General features: G+C 71.4%; 17 protein-coding genes. 7 read left to right on the top strand and 10 right to left on the bottom strand.

Features of this window, described 5'->3' with window-relative positions:
* Window positions 1-57: 57 nt before the first annotated feature.
* From A4R43_RS32180 to A4R43_RS32170, 3 genes are read right to left on the bottom strand one after another with little or no spacing between them, the layout of a single operon-like run.
* Complete coding sequence (locus tag A4R43_RS32180; RefSeq protein WP_113695528.1) at window positions 58-651, bottom strand: TetR/AcrR family transcriptional regulator; 594 nt, start codon at window positions 649-651, stop codon at window positions 58-60.
* A gap of 37 nt (window positions 652-688) precedes the next feature.
* Complete coding sequence (locus tag A4R43_RS32175; RefSeq protein ID WP_113695527.1) at window positions 689-1417, bottom strand: hypothetical protein; 729 nt, start codon at window positions 1415-1417, stop codon at window positions 689-691.
* Window positions 1410-1931, bottom strand: coding sequence for a SigE family RNA polymerase sigma factor (locus A4R43_RS32170; RefSeq protein WP_113695526.1), 522 nt, complete (start codon window positions 1929-1931; stop codon window positions 1410-1412). Before A4R43_RS32170 ends, A4R43_RS32175 begins: the two co-directional genes overlap by 8 nt.
* A 148-nt stretch (window positions 1932-2079) precedes the next feature.
* Between A4R43_RS32170 and A4R43_RS32165 the strand changes: the two genes are divergently transcribed.
* Genes A4R43_RS32165 through A4R43_RS32155 form a run of 3 tightly spaced genes read left to right on the top strand, consistent with a single transcriptional unit; the run spans window position 2080 to window position 4621 of the window.
* Entirely contained in the window at window positions 2080-3114 is a 1035-nt protein-coding gene (locus A4R43_RS32165; RefSeq protein ID WP_162788660.1) for a threonine aldolase family protein, read from the top strand.
* A gap of 23 nt (window positions 3115-3137) precedes the next feature.
* The gene (locus tag A4R43_RS32160; RefSeq protein ID WP_113695524.1) at window positions 3138-3752 is read left to right on the top strand and encodes an HAD family hydrolase; all 615 of its coding nucleotides are present in this window, start codon (window positions 3138-3140) and stop codon (window positions 3750-3752) included.
* A gap of 59 nt (window positions 3753-3811) precedes the next feature.
* A complete protein-coding gene (locus tag A4R43_RS32155; RefSeq protein WP_113695523.1) occupies window positions 3812-4621 on the top strand; it encodes an SAM-dependent methyltransferase in 810 nt (269 codons plus the stop codon).
* On the opposite strand, the gene A4R43_RS32150 is transcribed toward A4R43_RS32155, so the two are convergent.
* From A4R43_RS32150 to A4R43_RS32145, 3 genes are all read right to left on the bottom strand, one after another.
* Window positions 4618-4977, bottom strand: coding sequence for a DoxX family protein (locus tag A4R43_RS32150; protein WP_205215117.1), 360 nt, complete (start codon window positions 4975-4977; stop codon window positions 4618-4620). The genes A4R43_RS32155 and A4R43_RS32150 overlap by 4 nt on opposite strands.
* A 70-nt stretch (window positions 4978-5047) precedes the next feature.
* Complete coding sequence (locus A4R43_RS43495) at window positions 5048-5221, bottom strand: hypothetical protein (protein WP_205215116.1); 174 nt, start codon at window positions 5219-5221, stop codon at window positions 5048-5050.
* 77 nt (window positions 5222-5298) lie between these two features.
* The gene (locus A4R43_RS32145) at window positions 5299-6474 is read right to left on the bottom strand and encodes a pyridoxal phosphate-dependent aminotransferase (protein ID WP_113695522.1); all 1176 of its coding nucleotides are present in this window, start codon (window positions 6472-6474) and stop codon (window positions 5299-5301) included.
* Window positions 6475-6737: 263 nt separating this feature from the next.
* On the opposite strand from A4R43_RS32145, the gene A4R43_RS32140 reads away from it, so the two are divergent.
* The gene (locus A4R43_RS32140) at window positions 6738-7349 is read left to right on the top strand and encodes a L,D-transpeptidase (protein WP_113695521.1); all 612 of its coding nucleotides are present in this window, start codon (window positions 6738-6740) and stop codon (window positions 7347-7349) included.
* A 7-nt stretch (window positions 7350-7356) separates the two neighbouring features.
* Here the strand turns inward: A4R43_RS32140 and A4R43_RS32135 are convergent, their stop codons facing one another.
* Both A4R43_RS32135 and A4R43_RS32130 read right to left on the bottom strand, forming a co-directional pair.
* Window positions 7357-8481 (bottom strand): transglycosylase SLT domain-containing protein, encoded by a 1125-nt coding sequence (locus A4R43_RS32135; RefSeq protein WP_113695520.1) that lies wholly within the window; start codon window positions 8479-8481, stop codon window positions 7357-7359.
* A 25-nt stretch (window positions 8482-8506) separates the two neighbouring features.
* On the bottom strand, window positions 8507-8818 hold the full coding sequence (locus A4R43_RS32130; protein WP_113695519.1) for a hypothetical protein: 312 nt from the start codon (window positions 8816-8818) through the stop codon (window positions 8507-8509).
* A gap of 156 nt (window positions 8819-8974) precedes the next feature.
* Between A4R43_RS32130 and A4R43_RS32125 the strand changes: the two genes are divergently transcribed.
* The 3 genes from A4R43_RS32125 to A4R43_RS32115 are packed head-to-tail and all read left to right on the top strand — an operon-like array spanning window position 8975 to window position 13361.
* Complete coding sequence (locus A4R43_RS32125) at window positions 8975-10858, top strand: serine/threonine-protein kinase (protein ID WP_113695518.1); 1884 nt, start codon at window positions 8975-8977, stop codon at window positions 10856-10858.
* 9 nt (window positions 10859-10867) lie between these two features.
* On the top strand, window positions 10868-12694 hold the full coding sequence (locus A4R43_RS32120; protein WP_113695517.1) for a serine/threonine-protein kinase: 1827 nt from the start codon (window positions 10868-10870) through the stop codon (window positions 12692-12694).
* A 10-nt stretch (window positions 12695-12704) separates the two neighbouring features.
* Complete coding sequence (locus A4R43_RS32115; RefSeq protein ID WP_113695516.1) at window positions 12705-13361, top strand: maleylpyruvate isomerase N-terminal domain-containing protein; 657 nt, start codon at window positions 12705-12707, stop codon at window positions 13359-13361.
* Here the strand turns inward: A4R43_RS32115 and A4R43_RS32110 are convergent.
* A complete protein-coding gene (locus A4R43_RS32110) occupies window positions 13358-14080 on the bottom strand; it encodes an ESX secretion-associated protein EspG (RefSeq protein WP_418190862.1) in 723 nt (240 codons plus the stop codon). The two genes, A4R43_RS32115 and A4R43_RS32110, sit on opposite strands and share 4 nt — an antisense overlap.
* Before the next feature lie 62 nt (window positions 14081-14142).
* Entirely contained in the window at window positions 14143-15825 is a 1683-nt protein-coding gene (locus A4R43_RS32105; RefSeq protein WP_236808409.1) for a hypothetical protein, read from the bottom strand.
* Window positions 15826-15837: the final 12 nt, after the last annotated feature.

The raw sequence follows: 15837 nt of genomic DNA, 5'->3' as shown, positions 1-15837 counted from the left end.
TGGCGGGCTGGGTTGTGCACAGGGGTTGTCCACAGGGACGGCTTGTTGTGGACAACTTCAGGTGAGGGCCTCGCCGAGCATGCGGGCGGCGGCGGCTCTCGGGTCCGGGTCGATTTCGATGAGGGCGTTCACCACGGCACCGTCGACCAGTGCGACCAGCCGTTCCAGTTCCGCGGCGTCCACCGGCTTCCCCGAGCGGGCGAAGATCTCCAGCAGCAGGTGGTCCAGTTCGGCCGAGAGGGTGCGCATGAGCGGCCGCAGGTACTTGCGGCGGCCCGTCGCGACCAGGCGTTCGTACCGCAACAACACCGCCTCGGCATCGGCCTCGCGGTCGTCCCGCGCGGGGCCCAGCAGTAGTTCCAGCACCAGTTCGACCAGCGCGTCCCGGCCCCGGTCGCGGGTGGCCAGGTCCTCCAGGCACTGCCTGCCCTGCACCAGCTCCAGCCGCGCGTGGTGCTCCACGGCGGCGGTCACCAGTTCCTCGAGCGAATCGAAGTAGTACGTGGTCGACGCCAGTGGCAGCCCGGCGCGTTCGGCCACCGCGCGGTGCCGGATGGCGTCGAAACCGCTTTCGGCCAGCAGCTGCGAAGCCGCTTCGATGAGCGCGGCGCGGCGGCGCTCACCCTTCGGCGTGCTCGCGGCAGTGGTCATGGGCGGACATTTTGCCAGCACGCGAGCGGCCCGCCGGTCAGAACCGCTTCGCGAGCGCGTCGGCGACACCCTGCATGTCCTTGGCGAACGGGGCGTCGGTCGAGCCCGCCGCCGGGATGCTCAGCACCAGCACGGTGGCCCCGGTGGCCGACTGCGCTTCGGCCCGCAGCGTGCCTTCCGGCTGGGTGGCCAGGGTCAGCGTGACGCCGGGCGGCACCACCGAAGCGGAGACAACGCCACCACTGACCGGGAACGAGGCGGACCGGAAATCCGTCGAACACACGCGACCGGGCATCGCCGTCCCGTCCGGGACGGGGACCGGGAGCTCGCCAGCGAGGGCGGTGGCGAGCTCCCGGTCCGCCTGGTCGCACCCGTGGGTGCCTTCGGCCCGAGGGCCGGTCTCCCCGGTCGTCTCGCCCCCCTGCATGGGCGAGTCGGACGGGAAGCTTTCTGGTGCCGCGATCGGAGGACGTCCGGGCACATCCCCAGGTTGCCCCATGGGGCCGAGCTGGGTATTGCCATTCACCTCTTCGGTCGAACCGGGAGCCGCGGCGGTGGACGCCTGCTCGGCGCCGCGCTGCGAAATCCCGACCACCCCGACGCCAACGAGTACCACCAGCACGGCACCGCAAACCGAGGAGATCGCGGTCCGCCGGCGCACGGTCGCCCGGCGCGACGCCCTGGTCACCTGCCCGATGTCGAACGTCGGCTCGGGGGGCTCGCCCGGCGCGTCGCGGAACAGGGTCTCGAGCTGCCGGTCATCCACGGGAGTCCACCTCCTCACCGAGTCCACCCAGTACCTTCCGCAGGTTTTCCAGCCCGCGGGCGGTCTGGCTCTTCACCGTCCCTTCGGAACACCCGAGCGCCTTCGCGACGCCGCTCACGTCCAGCCCCTCGAAGTACCGGAGCACCAGCACCGCCCGCTGTCTCGACGGCACCCCGCGCAGCCCGGCCAGCAGGTCCTCCCTGGTGGCGACCTGCTCGTCGAGCCGTGGCCCGGACTGGACCGCGGGCTCGGGCAGCTCTTCGACCTGCCGTTCCCGCCGCCACGGCCGGCGCGACTCGTCGATCGACGCCCGCACCAGCGTCTTGCGCAGGTAGGCGTCCGTCGCCGCCCGGTCGCGGATCTTGCGCCACCGCCGGTGCAGCGAGACGAACGCCGTCTGCGCGAGATCGTCCGCGCGATGCCAGTCGCCGCAGAGCATGTACGCGGTTCTACGCACGGAGTCCCGCTTGGCGGCGAAATACTCCGCGAACTCCTGCTCCTCGCGCTGGTCCACGCGGTTGGCTCTCCGCTCCTCGGGTGTTCGACAGGGTAGACGGAACCCGGCTCGTCCACGGTTGCACGGGTTCGCGCACCAATCCACCGGAACCGGGATTCCACCAGACTGTTTGAAAGCGCAACGAACGATGTGGTGTGATCCGGCCGTGACCTTCGCAACGAGCCCGACCATCGATCTTCGATCGGACACCGTCACCCGCCCGGATGAAACCATGCGTGCCGCGATGGCCTCCGCGGAGGTCGGCGACGCGGTGATCGACGTCGACCCCACCCTGCGCCGGCTCGAGGAGCGCACCGCCGAACTGCTCGGCCTGCCCGCCGCGCTCTGGGTCCCGAGCGGGACCATGGCGAACGTCATCGCGCTGGCCCTGCACCTCGGCCGCGGCGACCGCTTCCTCGCCCCGCGCGACGCCCACGTGCTGGTCCGCGAGCTGGGCTCGTCGGCTTGGCTGGCCGGTGGCATGCCGGAACCACTCGAACCGGACGCCGGACCCGGCCGTCCCACCCCGGCTTCACTGGCCAAGGCGATCGGCCCCCGCGTGTCCGACTACCTGCTGCTGCGGACCACCCTGCTCTGCCTGGAGAACACGCACAACGCCGCGGGCGGCGCGGTCATCCCGCCGCACGAGCACGCCCAGCTCGCCGCGACCGCGAAGGAAGCCGGGCTCAAGGTTCACCTGGACGGGGCACGGCTGTGGAACGCCGCGGTCGCGCTCGACCTGCCGGTGGCCGCGCTCGCCGTCGGCGCCGACACCGTTTCGGTCTGCTTCAGCAAGGGCCTCGGCGCGCCGGTCGGCTCCGCGCTCGCGGGCGGCCGCGAGTTCATCGAGCAGGCCCGCCGCATGCGGCAGATGCTCGGCGGCGGGGTGCGCCAGGGCGGCGTGCTCGGCGCCGCCTGCCTGCGCGCACTGGACAATGTGGACGATCTGGCCCACGACCACGACAACGCCCGGCGCCTGGCCGAGGGACTGGCCGAGATCGGCTGGTCGGTGCACGCGCCGCAGACGAACATCGTGCTGGCCGGGGTGCCGGACGTGCCGCTGACCATTTCCCGGCTGGAGAACGCGGGTGTGCTCGCGTCGCCGATGGCGGGCAAGGTGCGGTTCGTGACCCACCGCGACGTTTCCACCCCCGACATCAACGAGGCGCTGAACCGCATCAAGTCGGTTGCCAGTCAGTGAACGGGACCTCGAAAGGAACATCGATGAACTGGGTGGTCTTCGATTTCGGCGAGGTGATCGTGCGGCGCACCGAGGCGCTGCCGGAACTCGCCACGCGGTACCGCGCCTCGCTCGGCGAGTTCGAGCCCGCTTACTGGAAACACCGCGACGCCTACGACGCCGGTGCCAGCGACCTCGAATACTGGGGCCGGATCGGCGCCGATCTCGGGGTCGAGGTGGACGCGGACCTGTCCGCCGAACTCACCGCGCTGGACCTGGCGGGCTGGTCGCGGACCGATCCGGAAACCCTGGCGCTGCTGGCGGAACTGGACGAGGCCGGGGTGCCGCTGGCGCTGCTGTCGAACGCGGCTTCGTCGATGGGCAGGCACGTGGAACGGCAGGACTGGGCGCGGCATTTCCGGCACCTCGTTTTTTCCGGTGACCTCGGCGTGATCAAACCCGATCCGGCGATTTTCACCGCCTTGCTCGACCGGCTCGGCGCGCGCGGGGAGGAATGCCTCTTCTTCGACGACCGGCAGGTCAACGTCGACGGCGCGATCGCCGCCGGGCTGCGGGCCGAAAGGTGGACCGGGAGTGGAAAAGCCCGCGCGGTATTGGGCTGGAAGGGTGCTGAGGGGCCGCTGCCGTTCAGTTGTTGAGCAGCACGTCATAGAGTGAGTACGAAGTGTTGCCCCCGTCACAGTTCTGAGGTGCCCGCATGACCGGCCCCCGCCCGGTGCCGATCGACTACTCGCAGCCCAGCCAGGCCCGCGTGCAGGACGCCCTGCTCGGTGGCATGGACAACTACGAGGCGGACCGGGCGATGGCGCGGCGCATCCTCGAGGTCGCGCCGGGCGCGCCCGAGGCGACCAAGGAACTCCAGCAGTGGGTGCTGCGCGCGGTGCGCTTCCTCGCCGAACGCGCCGGCGTGGCGCAGTTCGCCGACCTCGGGGCGGGCCTGCCCGCGCGGCACACCCTCCACCAGGTGGTGCAGCAGTTCCACCCGCGCGCGCGGGTGGTCTACGTGGACAACGACCCGCTGGTGCTGGCCCACGGCCGCGCCCGGCTGGCCGACTACGACTCGACGCTGTTCCTGGGCTGCGACTACACCGACCCGGCTGGCACGCTCGGCGAAATGGCCGTGCACCTGGACCTGGACCGGCCGATGGGGCTGGTGGTCAGCGCCATGCTGCACCACCTCGACGACCTGGACCAGGCGAAGAAGGTGCTGCACGGGTACGTGGAGGCGCTCGCGCCCGGGTCGTATGTGCTGCTCACGCACCTCCACGACGCCGACGACGGCAGTGCGCCGAGCCTGGTCACCAAGGAGCTGCTGAAGCTGTACCGGGACACGCCGCTCCAGGCGGTCGCGCGCTCGCGTGAGGAGATCGCCGCGTTGTTCGACGGGCTGCCGATCCTCGACCCCGGCCTGGTCCACGCCCACGAGTGGTGGCCGGACGGGCCACGCATGCGGCCGCTGACCGACGCGCACCGGCTACTGCTTTGTGGAGTTGCCCGCAAGGATTAGGCGAGTACCAGCAGGACCACGTTGGCCGCCGCGAGCAGGCCCAGCACCAGCGCGGGCATGTACCGGCCGAGCTGGTCGTGCACCCGCCGGTGGACCAGCACCGCCCCGGCCATCAGCAGGGCCAGGCCCGCCGAGGCGGCGATCGCCAGCCCGACGGCCCAGAACCCGATCAGCAACCCGGCCACGGCGGCCAGTTCGAGCGCCCCGACCACGCGATCCGTCACCGGGCTGATCCGCAGGTGGGCGGCCGTTTCCCGCATCGCGGGCGCGCCCGCGAGCTTCGACCCGCCCGCCGCGCAGAACACCGCGGCGAGCACGATCGACAGCGGCGAAAACACCAGCCCGGTCGACGTCATCGCCCCGCCCCTTCCGCAGCGTGTACGTGCGCGTACAGCTTGTCAGGCGACGAGGACAGCTGACAACGGCTCAGGAGCCGATGCGCTTCGGGTCCTTCTTGCCCTTGATGGCGCCGTAGGCCGCGGTGCCGACGAACAGCACACCGCCGATGACGGCCAGCCAGAACAGGCCCTTGACCACAAAACCGAGCACGGTGAACGCCAGCCAGATGACGATCAGCGCCCCGACGATCTTCCAGAACATGGCATCCTCCGCTTGGGTTCGACGTGCCTCCAGGCTCCCACGCCGGGTGGCCGGTCGGCCCGTCATCGGGCCAACGTTCAGGGAAAAGCCGGGGTTCCCCCGAGCCAGCCGCCCAGCCGCCGCACCGCTTCGGTGATGTCTTCACGAGCACCGGCGAAGGACAGCCGGATGAACCGGCCGCCGTCCACCGGGTCGAAGTCGATGCCGGGGGTGATCGCGAGCCCGGTGTCGGCGAGCAGCCGCTGGCACCAGCTGAGGCTGTCGTCGGTGTGCGCGGAGACGTCGACGTAGGCGTAGAAGGCGCCGTCGACCGGGGCCGCGACCTCCAGGCCGATGCTCCGCAGGCCGTCCAGCAGCAGGTCGCGGTTGGCGCGGTAGTGCGCGACGTGGCCGTCCAGCTCGGTGTAGGAATCCGGGGAGAAGGCGGCGACCGCGGCCTGCTGGGCGAGCGCGGGCGGGCAGATGGTGAAGTTGCCGGTCAGCACGTCGACCGCGCGGTGCAGCCGCTGCGGCACCAGCATCCAGCCCAGCCGCCAGCCGGTCATCGCGAAGTACTTGGAGAACGAGCCGAGCACCAGTGCCTCGCCGGAGCTCTGCCAGGCGCACGCGGCCTCGGTGTCGTAGGTGATGCCGTGGTAGATCTCGTCGCTGATCAGCTGCACGCCGTGCGAGGAGCACCAGCCGGCGATGGCGGCCAGCTCACCCGGCGGCAGCACGGTGCCCGCCGGATTGGTCGGGCTCGCCACGATCAGGCCCTTGATCGGGCCGAGCTGGTCCAGCAGGTCGACGGTCGGCTGGAAGCGGGTGCTCGCGTCGACGCCGAACTCGACCACCTCGCAGCCGAGCGAGGTGAGCAGGTTGCGGTAGGCGGGGTAGCCGGGCCTGGCCATCGCGACCCGGTCGCCGGGGTCGAAGGCGGACAGGAAGGACAGCAGGAAGCCGCCGGACGAGCCGGTCGTGACGATCACGTCGTCGGCGCTGACCTCGAGCGAGTACTGGCGGTCGTAGTGCTCGGCGATGGCTTCGCGCAGCTCCGGGATGCCGAGCTGGACGGTGTAGCCGAGGTTGCCGTCACGCAGGGCCTTCTCGGCGGCCTCGCGCACCGGGCGGGGCGCGCCGGCGGTGGGCTGACCGGCCGCGAGCGAGACGACGTCACCGTGGGACCGCTGCCGCGCCTGGGCGGCGGAGAGCACATCCATCACGTGGAACGGGGGAACGTCGGCGCGCCGGGCCGGACCGGGGAACGTGGCCATGGGCAGAGCGTAGGGCGCGTCTGACGGCTCTGTTCGATGAGCTTCGGGATCCAGGTGGTTCCTGGTGGTGCGGCGGGTTCGGCCTCGTACTGGACGTACTCGGCCGAAGCCCGCCGTGCCGCCAGGGGCCGCCTGGGCCCGAAGATCGCGAACTTGAGCCGTCAGACGCGCCCTGGGGCGTTGCGCAAGCGTGATCTGACTGGATGCAACTGAACTGGGGTTATGGCGTCCTGTGTGATGTAGGCAACTTTCTGGGGGTAACGGTGCGGAAGCTGATCATGGCGGTGACCGGGGTGGCCGCGGCGGCGGTGCTGGGGGCGTGCTCGGCCGGGGAGTCGGGGGCCCCGGCCGGGGCGGCCGCGCCCGCCGGGGAGGTGGCGCCCCCGGTGACCACCACGACGACCGTGCCGCCGCCCACAACCAGTGCGCCGCCCACGAGCAGTGCGCCGCCGACGACCACGACCACCACGAAGAAGAAGCCGAGCACCACCAAGCCCAAGCCGAAGCCGGTGGAGAAGCCCGCGGCCGGTGTGCCGTGCTCGATCAGCTCAGGGGCGTGCGTGGACCTGTCGGCGAAGAAGACCTGGATCCTGCGGGACGGGCAGGTCGCCTACGGCCCGGTGCCGATCACCGCGGGCAAGAAGGGCTATCCGACGCCGGTCGGCACGTTCAGCGTGACCTCGAAGGTGAAGAACTACCACAGCAGGCAGTTCGACGCGCCGATGCCGAACTCGGTGTTCTTCGTGCCCGGCATCGCCTTCCACACCGGCAGCCTCTCGCAGCAGTCGCACGGCTGCATCCACCTGTCCGCGAAGGCTTCGGCGAAGTACTTCTCCACGCTGAAGGTCGGGGACCCGGTGCAGGTCGTGCGCTGACCCGGGCTCAGTAACCCTGGTAACCGCCGCCGCCCGCCATGGACTTCAGGCCCGGGTGGCCTTCGAAGCCGCCGTAGCGGTCGAAGGTGTAGCGGACCCCGGCGATGATGTTGTCCACCGGGTTGTAGATGTCGTCGTGGCCGGGCAGCTTGTGCGCCTGGAAGGTCGGGTCGATGCACTGCATCAGGCCCTTGGACGGGGTGCCCTTGGCCGCGTTCGAGTCCCAGTTGTTGATCGCGTGCGGGTCGCCGCCGGACTCCTTCTCGATGATCGTCCAGATCTCGTCGATGTTGTCCTCGGTCACCGGGATGCCGTTGGCCTGCAGGATCTTGATGGCTTCGCGGATCCACTGGTCCACGTTGCCGGGCGGCGGGCCGCTCGACGGCGGGCCACCGCTCGGGCCGAGGCCGCCACCACCGGAGGCACCCCCGCCCCCGCTGGACGAACCGCCACCGCCGCTGGAACTGCCACCGCCGCCGCTGGAGCTGCTGGACCCGCCGCTGCTGCCGTTGCCACTGGCGCTGCCGGGCGGGGTGACCGAGGAGAAGCCCCCCTCGATCTCCTGCTTCATCAGCTTCTGCGCTTCACCGATCTTGACGTTGGCGTCGTCGAGCAGCGCCTGGATGTCGGTTTTCGCGTTGCTCGCGATGGTGTCGTTGGTGTCCTTGGCGGCCGCGATGATCTGCTCGGGGCCCGGGTTGGGCTGCTCACCCCGGTCGACCGCCTGCTGCGCGGTCGCGGCCGCGGAGTTGGCCTGCGAGATGTTGCTCTCGATCTTGCCCTTCGCGTCGCTGAACTTGCTCTCGACCTGCTGCTTGATCGTGCCGAGGTCCTTCTGCAGGGCCTCGAGCTTGTCGGCGACCTCGTCGAGCTTGTCCTTGAACTTCTTGCCTGCTTCGCCGACCTTGGCCACGTAGGCGAAGAACTCGTCGGCGGCCGGGCCGTCCCACACCTTGCCGTCCTGCAGGGAGGCGGCGGCGTTCTTCAGCTCGGCGGCGTGGTCCTCGGTGCCGGCGGAGGCCTCACGGAATTCATCGGCCGCCTGCTGAATGGTGGCCGGTTTGACCTTTTCGACCTCTTTGGCCTTGCTTTCCACTTCCGGCCAGATGGCCGGCATGCCCAGTGCCAAGATTCCGCCCCTTTACGCCAAAGAAATGTCAGGCCTGGCGTTGCTGCCGGGCAATGGTCTCGCCGGAGGCCTGGTCGTTCTCCGCGATCAGGCCCGCCGCGCGCAGCAGGGCGTCGCTGAGTGAGGTCATCAGCTTTCCCCCGGCCTCGAACTCGGAATGCACCCCGCTCTGGAAGCCGCCGAGTGCGCCCTTGACGTCCTCCGAGCCGCCCATCTCGCCGAAGGGATTGTGCTCCCCTTCGACCGGCATGACCTTGCCCTTGGACTTGTCGAATTCGTCGCGCAGCTTCGCCACCCGCCGCGCCGCGATCCCCATCGACTCCGCGTCGTACACCGGCACGTCTGGTCATCCCCTTCAGCAAGCCTTCGTCCGCCGATCAGACGTGACAGCCCGGGCGGCGGTTCCGCGAGTTACTTTAGAACTTCCGGCGCACCTCGCGCCTGCTTTCCCCACTGAGGTGTTTGTAGCATCTGGGCCTGGAACGTGGGGAGAGTCGTGAAGGCGTTGAATCCGGGTGAACCGGGGCAGGTCGGGCGTTATCGGCTGGTGGCTGCCCTGGGTGAGGGCGGCATGGGCCGCGTGCTGCTCGGGGTCGCGCCGGACGGGCGGCTGGTGGCGCTCAAGCAGATCCACCCCGGCCTGGCCCACGACCCCGGGTTCCGTGAGCGCTTCCGCCGTGAGGTGGACACCTCGCGCATGGTCTCCGGCGCGTACACCGCCGCGGTCATGGACGCCGACCCCGACGCGCCCACGCCCTGGCTCGCGTCGGTCTTCGTGCCGGGGCCGTCGCTGACCGAGGCCGTCGCGGCCGGTGGGCCGCTGCCGCCCTGGTCGCTGCACCACCTGGCGGCCGGGCTCGCGCTGGCGCTCGGCGAGATCCACCGCGCCGGGCTCATCCACCGCGACCTCAAGCCCAGCAACGTCATTCTCGCCGCCGACGGGCCCCGCGTGATCGACTTCGGCATCGCCCGCGCGGTCGAGGGTTCCTCCGAACTCACCCACACCGGCTCCATCATCGGCTCACCCGGGTTCATGTCCCCCGAACAAGCCGAGGGCCGCGCGCTCACCTCCGCCAGCGACGTCTTCTCCCTCGGCGCGCTGCTCGCCATGGCCGCCAGCGGGCAGAGCCCGTTCACCGGCACCTCCACCCCGCACACCCTCTACAACGTCGTCCACAACCAGCCCGACCTGCGGGCGCTGCCGCCCGGCATCCGCCAGATCGCGGAGGCGTGCCTGGCCAAGGACCCCGAGCAACGCCCGGCCCCGGCCTGGATCCTCGAGCAGCTCGGCCCGATCGCGCCCAACCCCCACCCCTGGCCGCCGGTGGTGCCGCAGCTGATCGAACGGCAGCGCGTCGCCGTGCACCAGGCGCTGCACCCGCCGAAACCGCGCAAATCCCGCCGTGGCCTGGCCATCGCGGGTGCGGCGGCCGGGGTGGTCGCGCTGGTCGCCGGGTCCATCGTCGCCGTCGAGCTCACCTCCGGGGACGAGCCGCCGCCCGCCCAGCCCGCCGCGCAGTCGGCCCCGCCCGCGCCCGCGCCCAGCACGCCGCCCAACCCGGACCCGCTGGGCACCGACAAGCTGCGCACGGTCGACCCGTGCCAGGTGCTCGACGGCAAGTCGGTGGCGGGCATCGGCGTGCTCAAGCCCAAGATCGACGTGCACCTGTGGGCGTGCACCTACACCGGGCCCGACGGCGACTGGGTCGATCTCGAGCTCGGCAACCACAACCCGATCGACGGCGTGCCGTCCGGGGAGCTGGCCGGGCTGCCGCTGACCGTCAAGGAAGGCGCGAACTGCGAGGCGGCGGTGCCGGTCAACGGCCGCGCCGACAGCGCGATCAAGGCCTCGACCAGCGCCAGCGCGAAGCTCGCCCAGCCGTGTGACGTGGCGAAGGCCATGCTCACCGACGCGATCACCCGCCTGCGTGAGAACCCGCCGCAGCACGAACAGCCACCGGGCACGCTCATCCCGGTCGACCCGTGCTCGCTCGCCTCGGCCACCGAGGTGCAGCCGTTCCTCGGGCCGGTGGTCAAGGTCGAACCGGAGGACCTGCACGGCTGCCGCTGGACGGTCTCCGGCTTCCTGAAGCTCGACCTGGTCAAGAGCCATCCGCCGGTGCAGTCGAAGGACAGCTCCTACGACGTCACCGGCACCGTCGACGTCAACGGCACGCCGGTGTACCTGACCAAGGAGTACCGGAACGGCGCCGGCGCGAGCTGCACGCTGACCTGGCAGCACCGGCCCATCGACGAGCGCAGCGCCGAGGTGGTCGAGATGCACCACAGCATTTCCGGCCAGAAACCCGCACCCGAGCAGGTCTGCGGCCCGTCGCTGGAATTCGCCAAGCTCATCATGCCGAAACTGCCGAAACCGTAGAGTCTCGCCGTGCAGCCGCTACGCCCCGACGAACCACGCCAGCTCGGCCCGTACCGCCTGATCGCCGCGCTCGGCGAGGGCGGCATGGGCCGGGTGCTGCTCGGCATCGCGCCCGACGGGCGATTCGTCGCGGTCAAGCAGGTGCACGCCCAGTTCGCGCACGATCCCGGGTTCCGCGAACGCTTCCGCCGTGAAGTGAACACCTCCCGCTTGGTCTCCGGTGCCTACACCGCCGCCGTGATGGATGCCGATCCCGAAGCCGAAACCCCTTGGCTCGCCTCGGTTTTTGTCACCGGGCCGTCGTTGAAGGAAGCCGTGGACGCGGCCGGGCCGCTGCCGGTGGCGGCGTTGCGGCACCTGGCGACCGGGCTCGCCGCGGCGTTGCACGACATCCACCGCGCGGGCCTGATCCACCGCGATCTCAAGCCCAGCAACGTCCTGCTCACCGAAGACGGCCCGCGGGTGATCGACTTCGGCATCGCCAGGGCGGTCGAGGACGGCCAGGAACTGACCGGCACCGGCGCGATCATCGGCTCACCCGCGTTCATGTCGCCCGAGCAGGCCGGGACCGCGCCGGTCACCCCGGCCAGCGACGTGTTCTCCTTCGGCGCGCTGATGGTCATGGCCGCCACCGGCCGCGGGCCGTTCACCGGTGCCACCACCGCGCAGACGCTCTACAACGTCGTGCACCACCAGCCCGACCTCAGCGCGGTGCCGCCGGACATCCGGCGACTGGTCGAACCGTGCCTGGCCAAGGATCCGGCGTACCGGCCCACCCCGGCGCAGCTGCTCGACTTCCTCGGCCACCTGCCGCCCGGCGCCACGCCATGGCCCGACGCCGTGCACGCGCGCATCCGGCAGCAGGACGCCGAAGTGCGCGCCGCGCTTTCCCTGCCACTGCCCGCGTGGCAACCACCGCCGCCCAAGCCCAAGCCCGCGAAGAAGCGCCGCCGCTGGGTGTGGGCGGTCGGCGCGGCCGTGTTGTCGGTGCTGCTGGTGGCGGGCACGGTCACCGTGTACCGGCTGGCGCAGTCGGCGAAGGCCGAGCGCGAGACCCCGCCCGCACTGTCCATTCAGGACGCTCTGACGCCGGAACGCCTGCTGCGCGTGGATCCGTGCCGGGTGCTCGACGGCGACTACGAGCCGGACGACCGGGCCGTCCGCACCTACAGCTGCCCGTACCAGGGCAAAGGTGACGTGAACGTCGAACTGGTGCTCGGCAATCCGCTGGAGACCACCGGCATCCGCACCTCGCCGACGGTGATCGAGGGCCAGGGTGTGCTGCTCAACGACATCAGCGGCGGCTGCGAGGCCATGGTCCGGCTGCCGTCGCGGCCCGGCTCCAGCGTGATGGTCACCAACTCCTCGCGGGACGGCGATCCGTGCGCGGTCGCCGAAACGGCGCTGACCAGGGCGCTGCACCGGCTGCGGGACCCCGCGGTCGATCGGCAGGTCCCGCCGGGCAGCGTGCTGCCGGTCGACCCGTGCGCCGTGCTCGACGACGCGACCACCCAGCGGATCCTCGGCGCGGCGGTGAAACCCGAGTCGAAGGCGCTGCGCCGGTGCGAATGGGCCGGGCAGGACACCCTCACCCTGCACCTCGACGTGATGTACCCGGACACCGAGGGCGTGGGGATCGATCTGGGCGGGATTCCCGCGCGGCGCACGGAGGCCACCGGCGGCGGGCCGGTGACCTGCACGATCAACTGGACGCACCGGGGTACCGGCGACGGCGAGACCGACCAGGTCCGGGTGAGCTACACGTCGAGCGTCAACGCGTGCGGGAAGGCGGAAGAGGCGGCAAAATCGGTTATCCCCAAGCTGCCCAAGCCCTAATCTGGCCGCTGTGGATCTCTTTTCGCGGTCGTGGACGGCGTTGCTCGCGGTGGTCGCCGACCTCGGCGACGAAGACTTCGCCCGCCCGTCCGGCTGCGCCGGGTGGCTCGTCCGCGACCTGGTGTGCCACCTGGTCATCGACGCGCAGGACGTGCTGATCACCCTGGTCACGCCCACCGAAGCCGAACCGACGCGCGACGCGGTCACCTACTGGGCGGTCTCCCGGACCCCGCCGACCGGTGACGACCCGCTCGACGCGCTGATCGTCCGGCTGGCCGCCGCGTACCAGGAGCCGGGGCTGCTGAAGTTCCACCTGGACGACGTCGGTTCCGCGGCCGGTCGCGCGGCCGTGCTCGCCGACCCCGCGCTTCGCGTCAGCACGCAGGACATGGTCCTCACCGCGGGCGACTACCTCTCGGCGTATGTCCTGGAGTGGACGCTGCACCACCTCGACCTGATCGCGCACCTGCCCGGCGCGACGCCACCACCGGCGGAAGGCCTGGCGCGGACACGCGAAATGCTGGAGCAGATCGCCGGGGCCGCGTTCCCGGAGTCGTTCTCCGACCGGGACGCGCTGCTGATCGGCACGGGCCGCCGGGCGCCGACCGACGCGGAAAGGGCCGAACTCGGCGAGCTGGCGGCCAAGTTGCCCCTGGTCCTCGGCTAGATCTCTTCCAGCAATTCCCAGACGCGCTGCGAGAGCAGGGTGTTGTCGGCGGGGGCGACCGTGGCCCAGTCGCGGTTGTCGGTGTTGCGTGCCAGCTGGAACAGGTAACGACCGGCGTCGGTGTCGTGGAAGGCGACCACCCGCGGCGCCCGGCGCATGCCGTCGCGGCCCTGCCGCTCCGCGCCGAACTGGCCGCGTGCGACCGTGCCGATCAGCATGCCCGCCAGCTCCTGGCACTGCCACAACGGCACACCACGATCCTCCAGCGCGGTGACCAGCGCTTTCGCGTCACCGCGGGCGTCGGCGTCGGCTTCGACGAGCACGTCGTGCGGCAGGCTCACCGACCGGCCGACCCCGGGGTGCAGCTCACCGGTGACCGACACCGCGGCCTCGGCGAGCGAGCTGTCCCTGGCCGGGATGAGCCACACCTCGTCACCGTCGACCACGCCGAGCAGCGCCTCGCTGCCCACGCTCACCGCGAGCCCGTGGATCTCGCGTTCCGCCCACACCCAGACGTCGATGCTCACCTTCGGCCGGGCGAGCAGGTTCAGCATGTCGAGCAGCTCGCCGTCGGCGCGGCGGCCTCTGGCCAGGCGCCGGTCGGCGAGCGTGCGCCACGCCCGCTCGACCAGCGCCGCCCGTTCGGCGTGGGTGTGGCCCGGCGTCGGAACGTCGAGCGCGACATGGCGTTCCGGCAGGCCCTGTGCTTCCCAGAGCATGTCGAATTCCAGCGCGGACAGCACCAGGCTGCCGTTGGGCGAACCCACGTTGTCGTTACTCCTCAGCGTGCGTCGCCGGCATCGTCGCGGCCGATCACGTCGGGCGCCACCATCCGCTGGTCGGTGAACAGGTCCTTGTCGTCGATGCCGAACTTGCGGACGTGCTCGGCGTCGCCCTCGCCGTCCTGCGTGGCGGCCTGCTCGAGGAAACCGCGGCGCTTCTCGGTCTCGGCGCCCTGGCCGGACCGGCGCAGCGCGCGCTGCTCCTCTTCGGGCAGATCACCCATTGGCACCTGGCCGGAGCGCGGGAAGTTGCCGGGGGACCCGCTCTTGCCAACGCCACGGCCGCGCCGGTCGCCCTCACCACCGGCCATCGCACCGCCGACCGCACCGGCCCCGATGGCCGCCGCGCCGGAGGCGAAGTCGCCGACGCCGCCCGGTTTCGGCACCGCGGTGAACCCGCCGCCGGGCGGCATCGCGCCGGGCGCCTGCGGGCCGGAGCCGAAGATCTTGCCCTTGCCGAGCGGGCCGTCACCACCGCCGGGCACACCGCCGCCCGGGGCACCGCCCTTGCCGCCGACCAGGTTGTCGGCGCCGCCACCACCGCCGGGGAGGCCACCGCTGAGCTTGCCCGCGATGCCGCCGGGAGACCCGGGAGAACCAGGCGTGCCCGGTGTTCCCGGGGTGCCCGGCGAAACCGGCGTGCCGATGTTGTTCGGGAACGGCCTGCCCGTGCCCTGCCCGCCCGGCGGGTTCTGCCCGATCACGCCGGGCGAGTTCGGCACCCCGGGGTGACCCGGCTGACCCGGCCCTGGCTGACCCGGACCCGGCTGACCGGGGTGGCTCGGCTGGCTGGGCTGGTTCGGCTGCGTGTGCTGCGGCACCCGGCCACCCGGGACCACCGGCCCCGGCGCCACCACCGGCGGCGCGGACGAAGGCGGCGTCGCCGAGCTGGGCGCGGTCGAGGAGTCCGGAATGGACACGCTGGGACGGCTGCCACCGGACTGCTGCGGCAGGCCCATCGGCGGCGTCGGCGGGTCGAACCCGCCGGCCCCCGACTGGGTGGTCGGCAGCGGGCCCTTGCCACCGCTGGCCGGCGGCGGGCCGTCGGTGATCGGCGAGCCGCCCGCGTGCACGTTGGCGGCCTGCGTGCCGATGTCCAGCGGGCTGGGCCCGCCCGGCGTGCCGGTCAGGTTGAGCGCCTCGGGCGCGTTCAGCGCCTCGGTCCACGACAGGTTGTCGCCGCTGGCCTTGGCGTAGTCGTTGAGCACCCCGACGGCCTGGTCCTTCGCCTCACGCGAGGCCTTGACCGCCTTGGCGTGGTCGGTTTCGTAGCCGATCAGGCTCATCAGCCCGTCACCGAGCGAGTAACCACCGGAGCCGGCGCGGATCGCGCTCGATTCCGGCAGCTTGTGCAGGGTCCGGGTGAACGCCTCGCCCTGGGCGAAGATCAGCTCCGCGGACTGGGTGACCTTGTCCCCGGCGTCGGCGGAGAACCCGGCCTGCTCGACCAGCACCGCGCTGGCCCGGCCACCCGCGCCGCTGGTCCACGCCACGCCGAGCTTCGACAGCTCCTCACGCAGCGTCTTGTCGGTGTTGGCCAGTTCCCTGGCCACCGCCTTCAGCGCGTCGACCGCCTCCCCGATGCCGCCGACCCCGGACCCGGAGCGGAACTTGTCGATCTCGTCCGCGATGCCGTTGGGGCTGTACCCGTCGAACCGGTGGCCGCGGATCCGCTCCACCATCGCCGAAATGTC

Source organism: Amycolatopsis albispora (assembly GCF_003312875.1).
Lineage (GTDB): Bacteria > Actinomycetota > Actinomycetes > Mycobacteriales > Pseudonocardiaceae > Amycolatopsis > Amycolatopsis albispora.
This window is presented reverse-complemented; position numbering and strand designations above follow the sequence as displayed.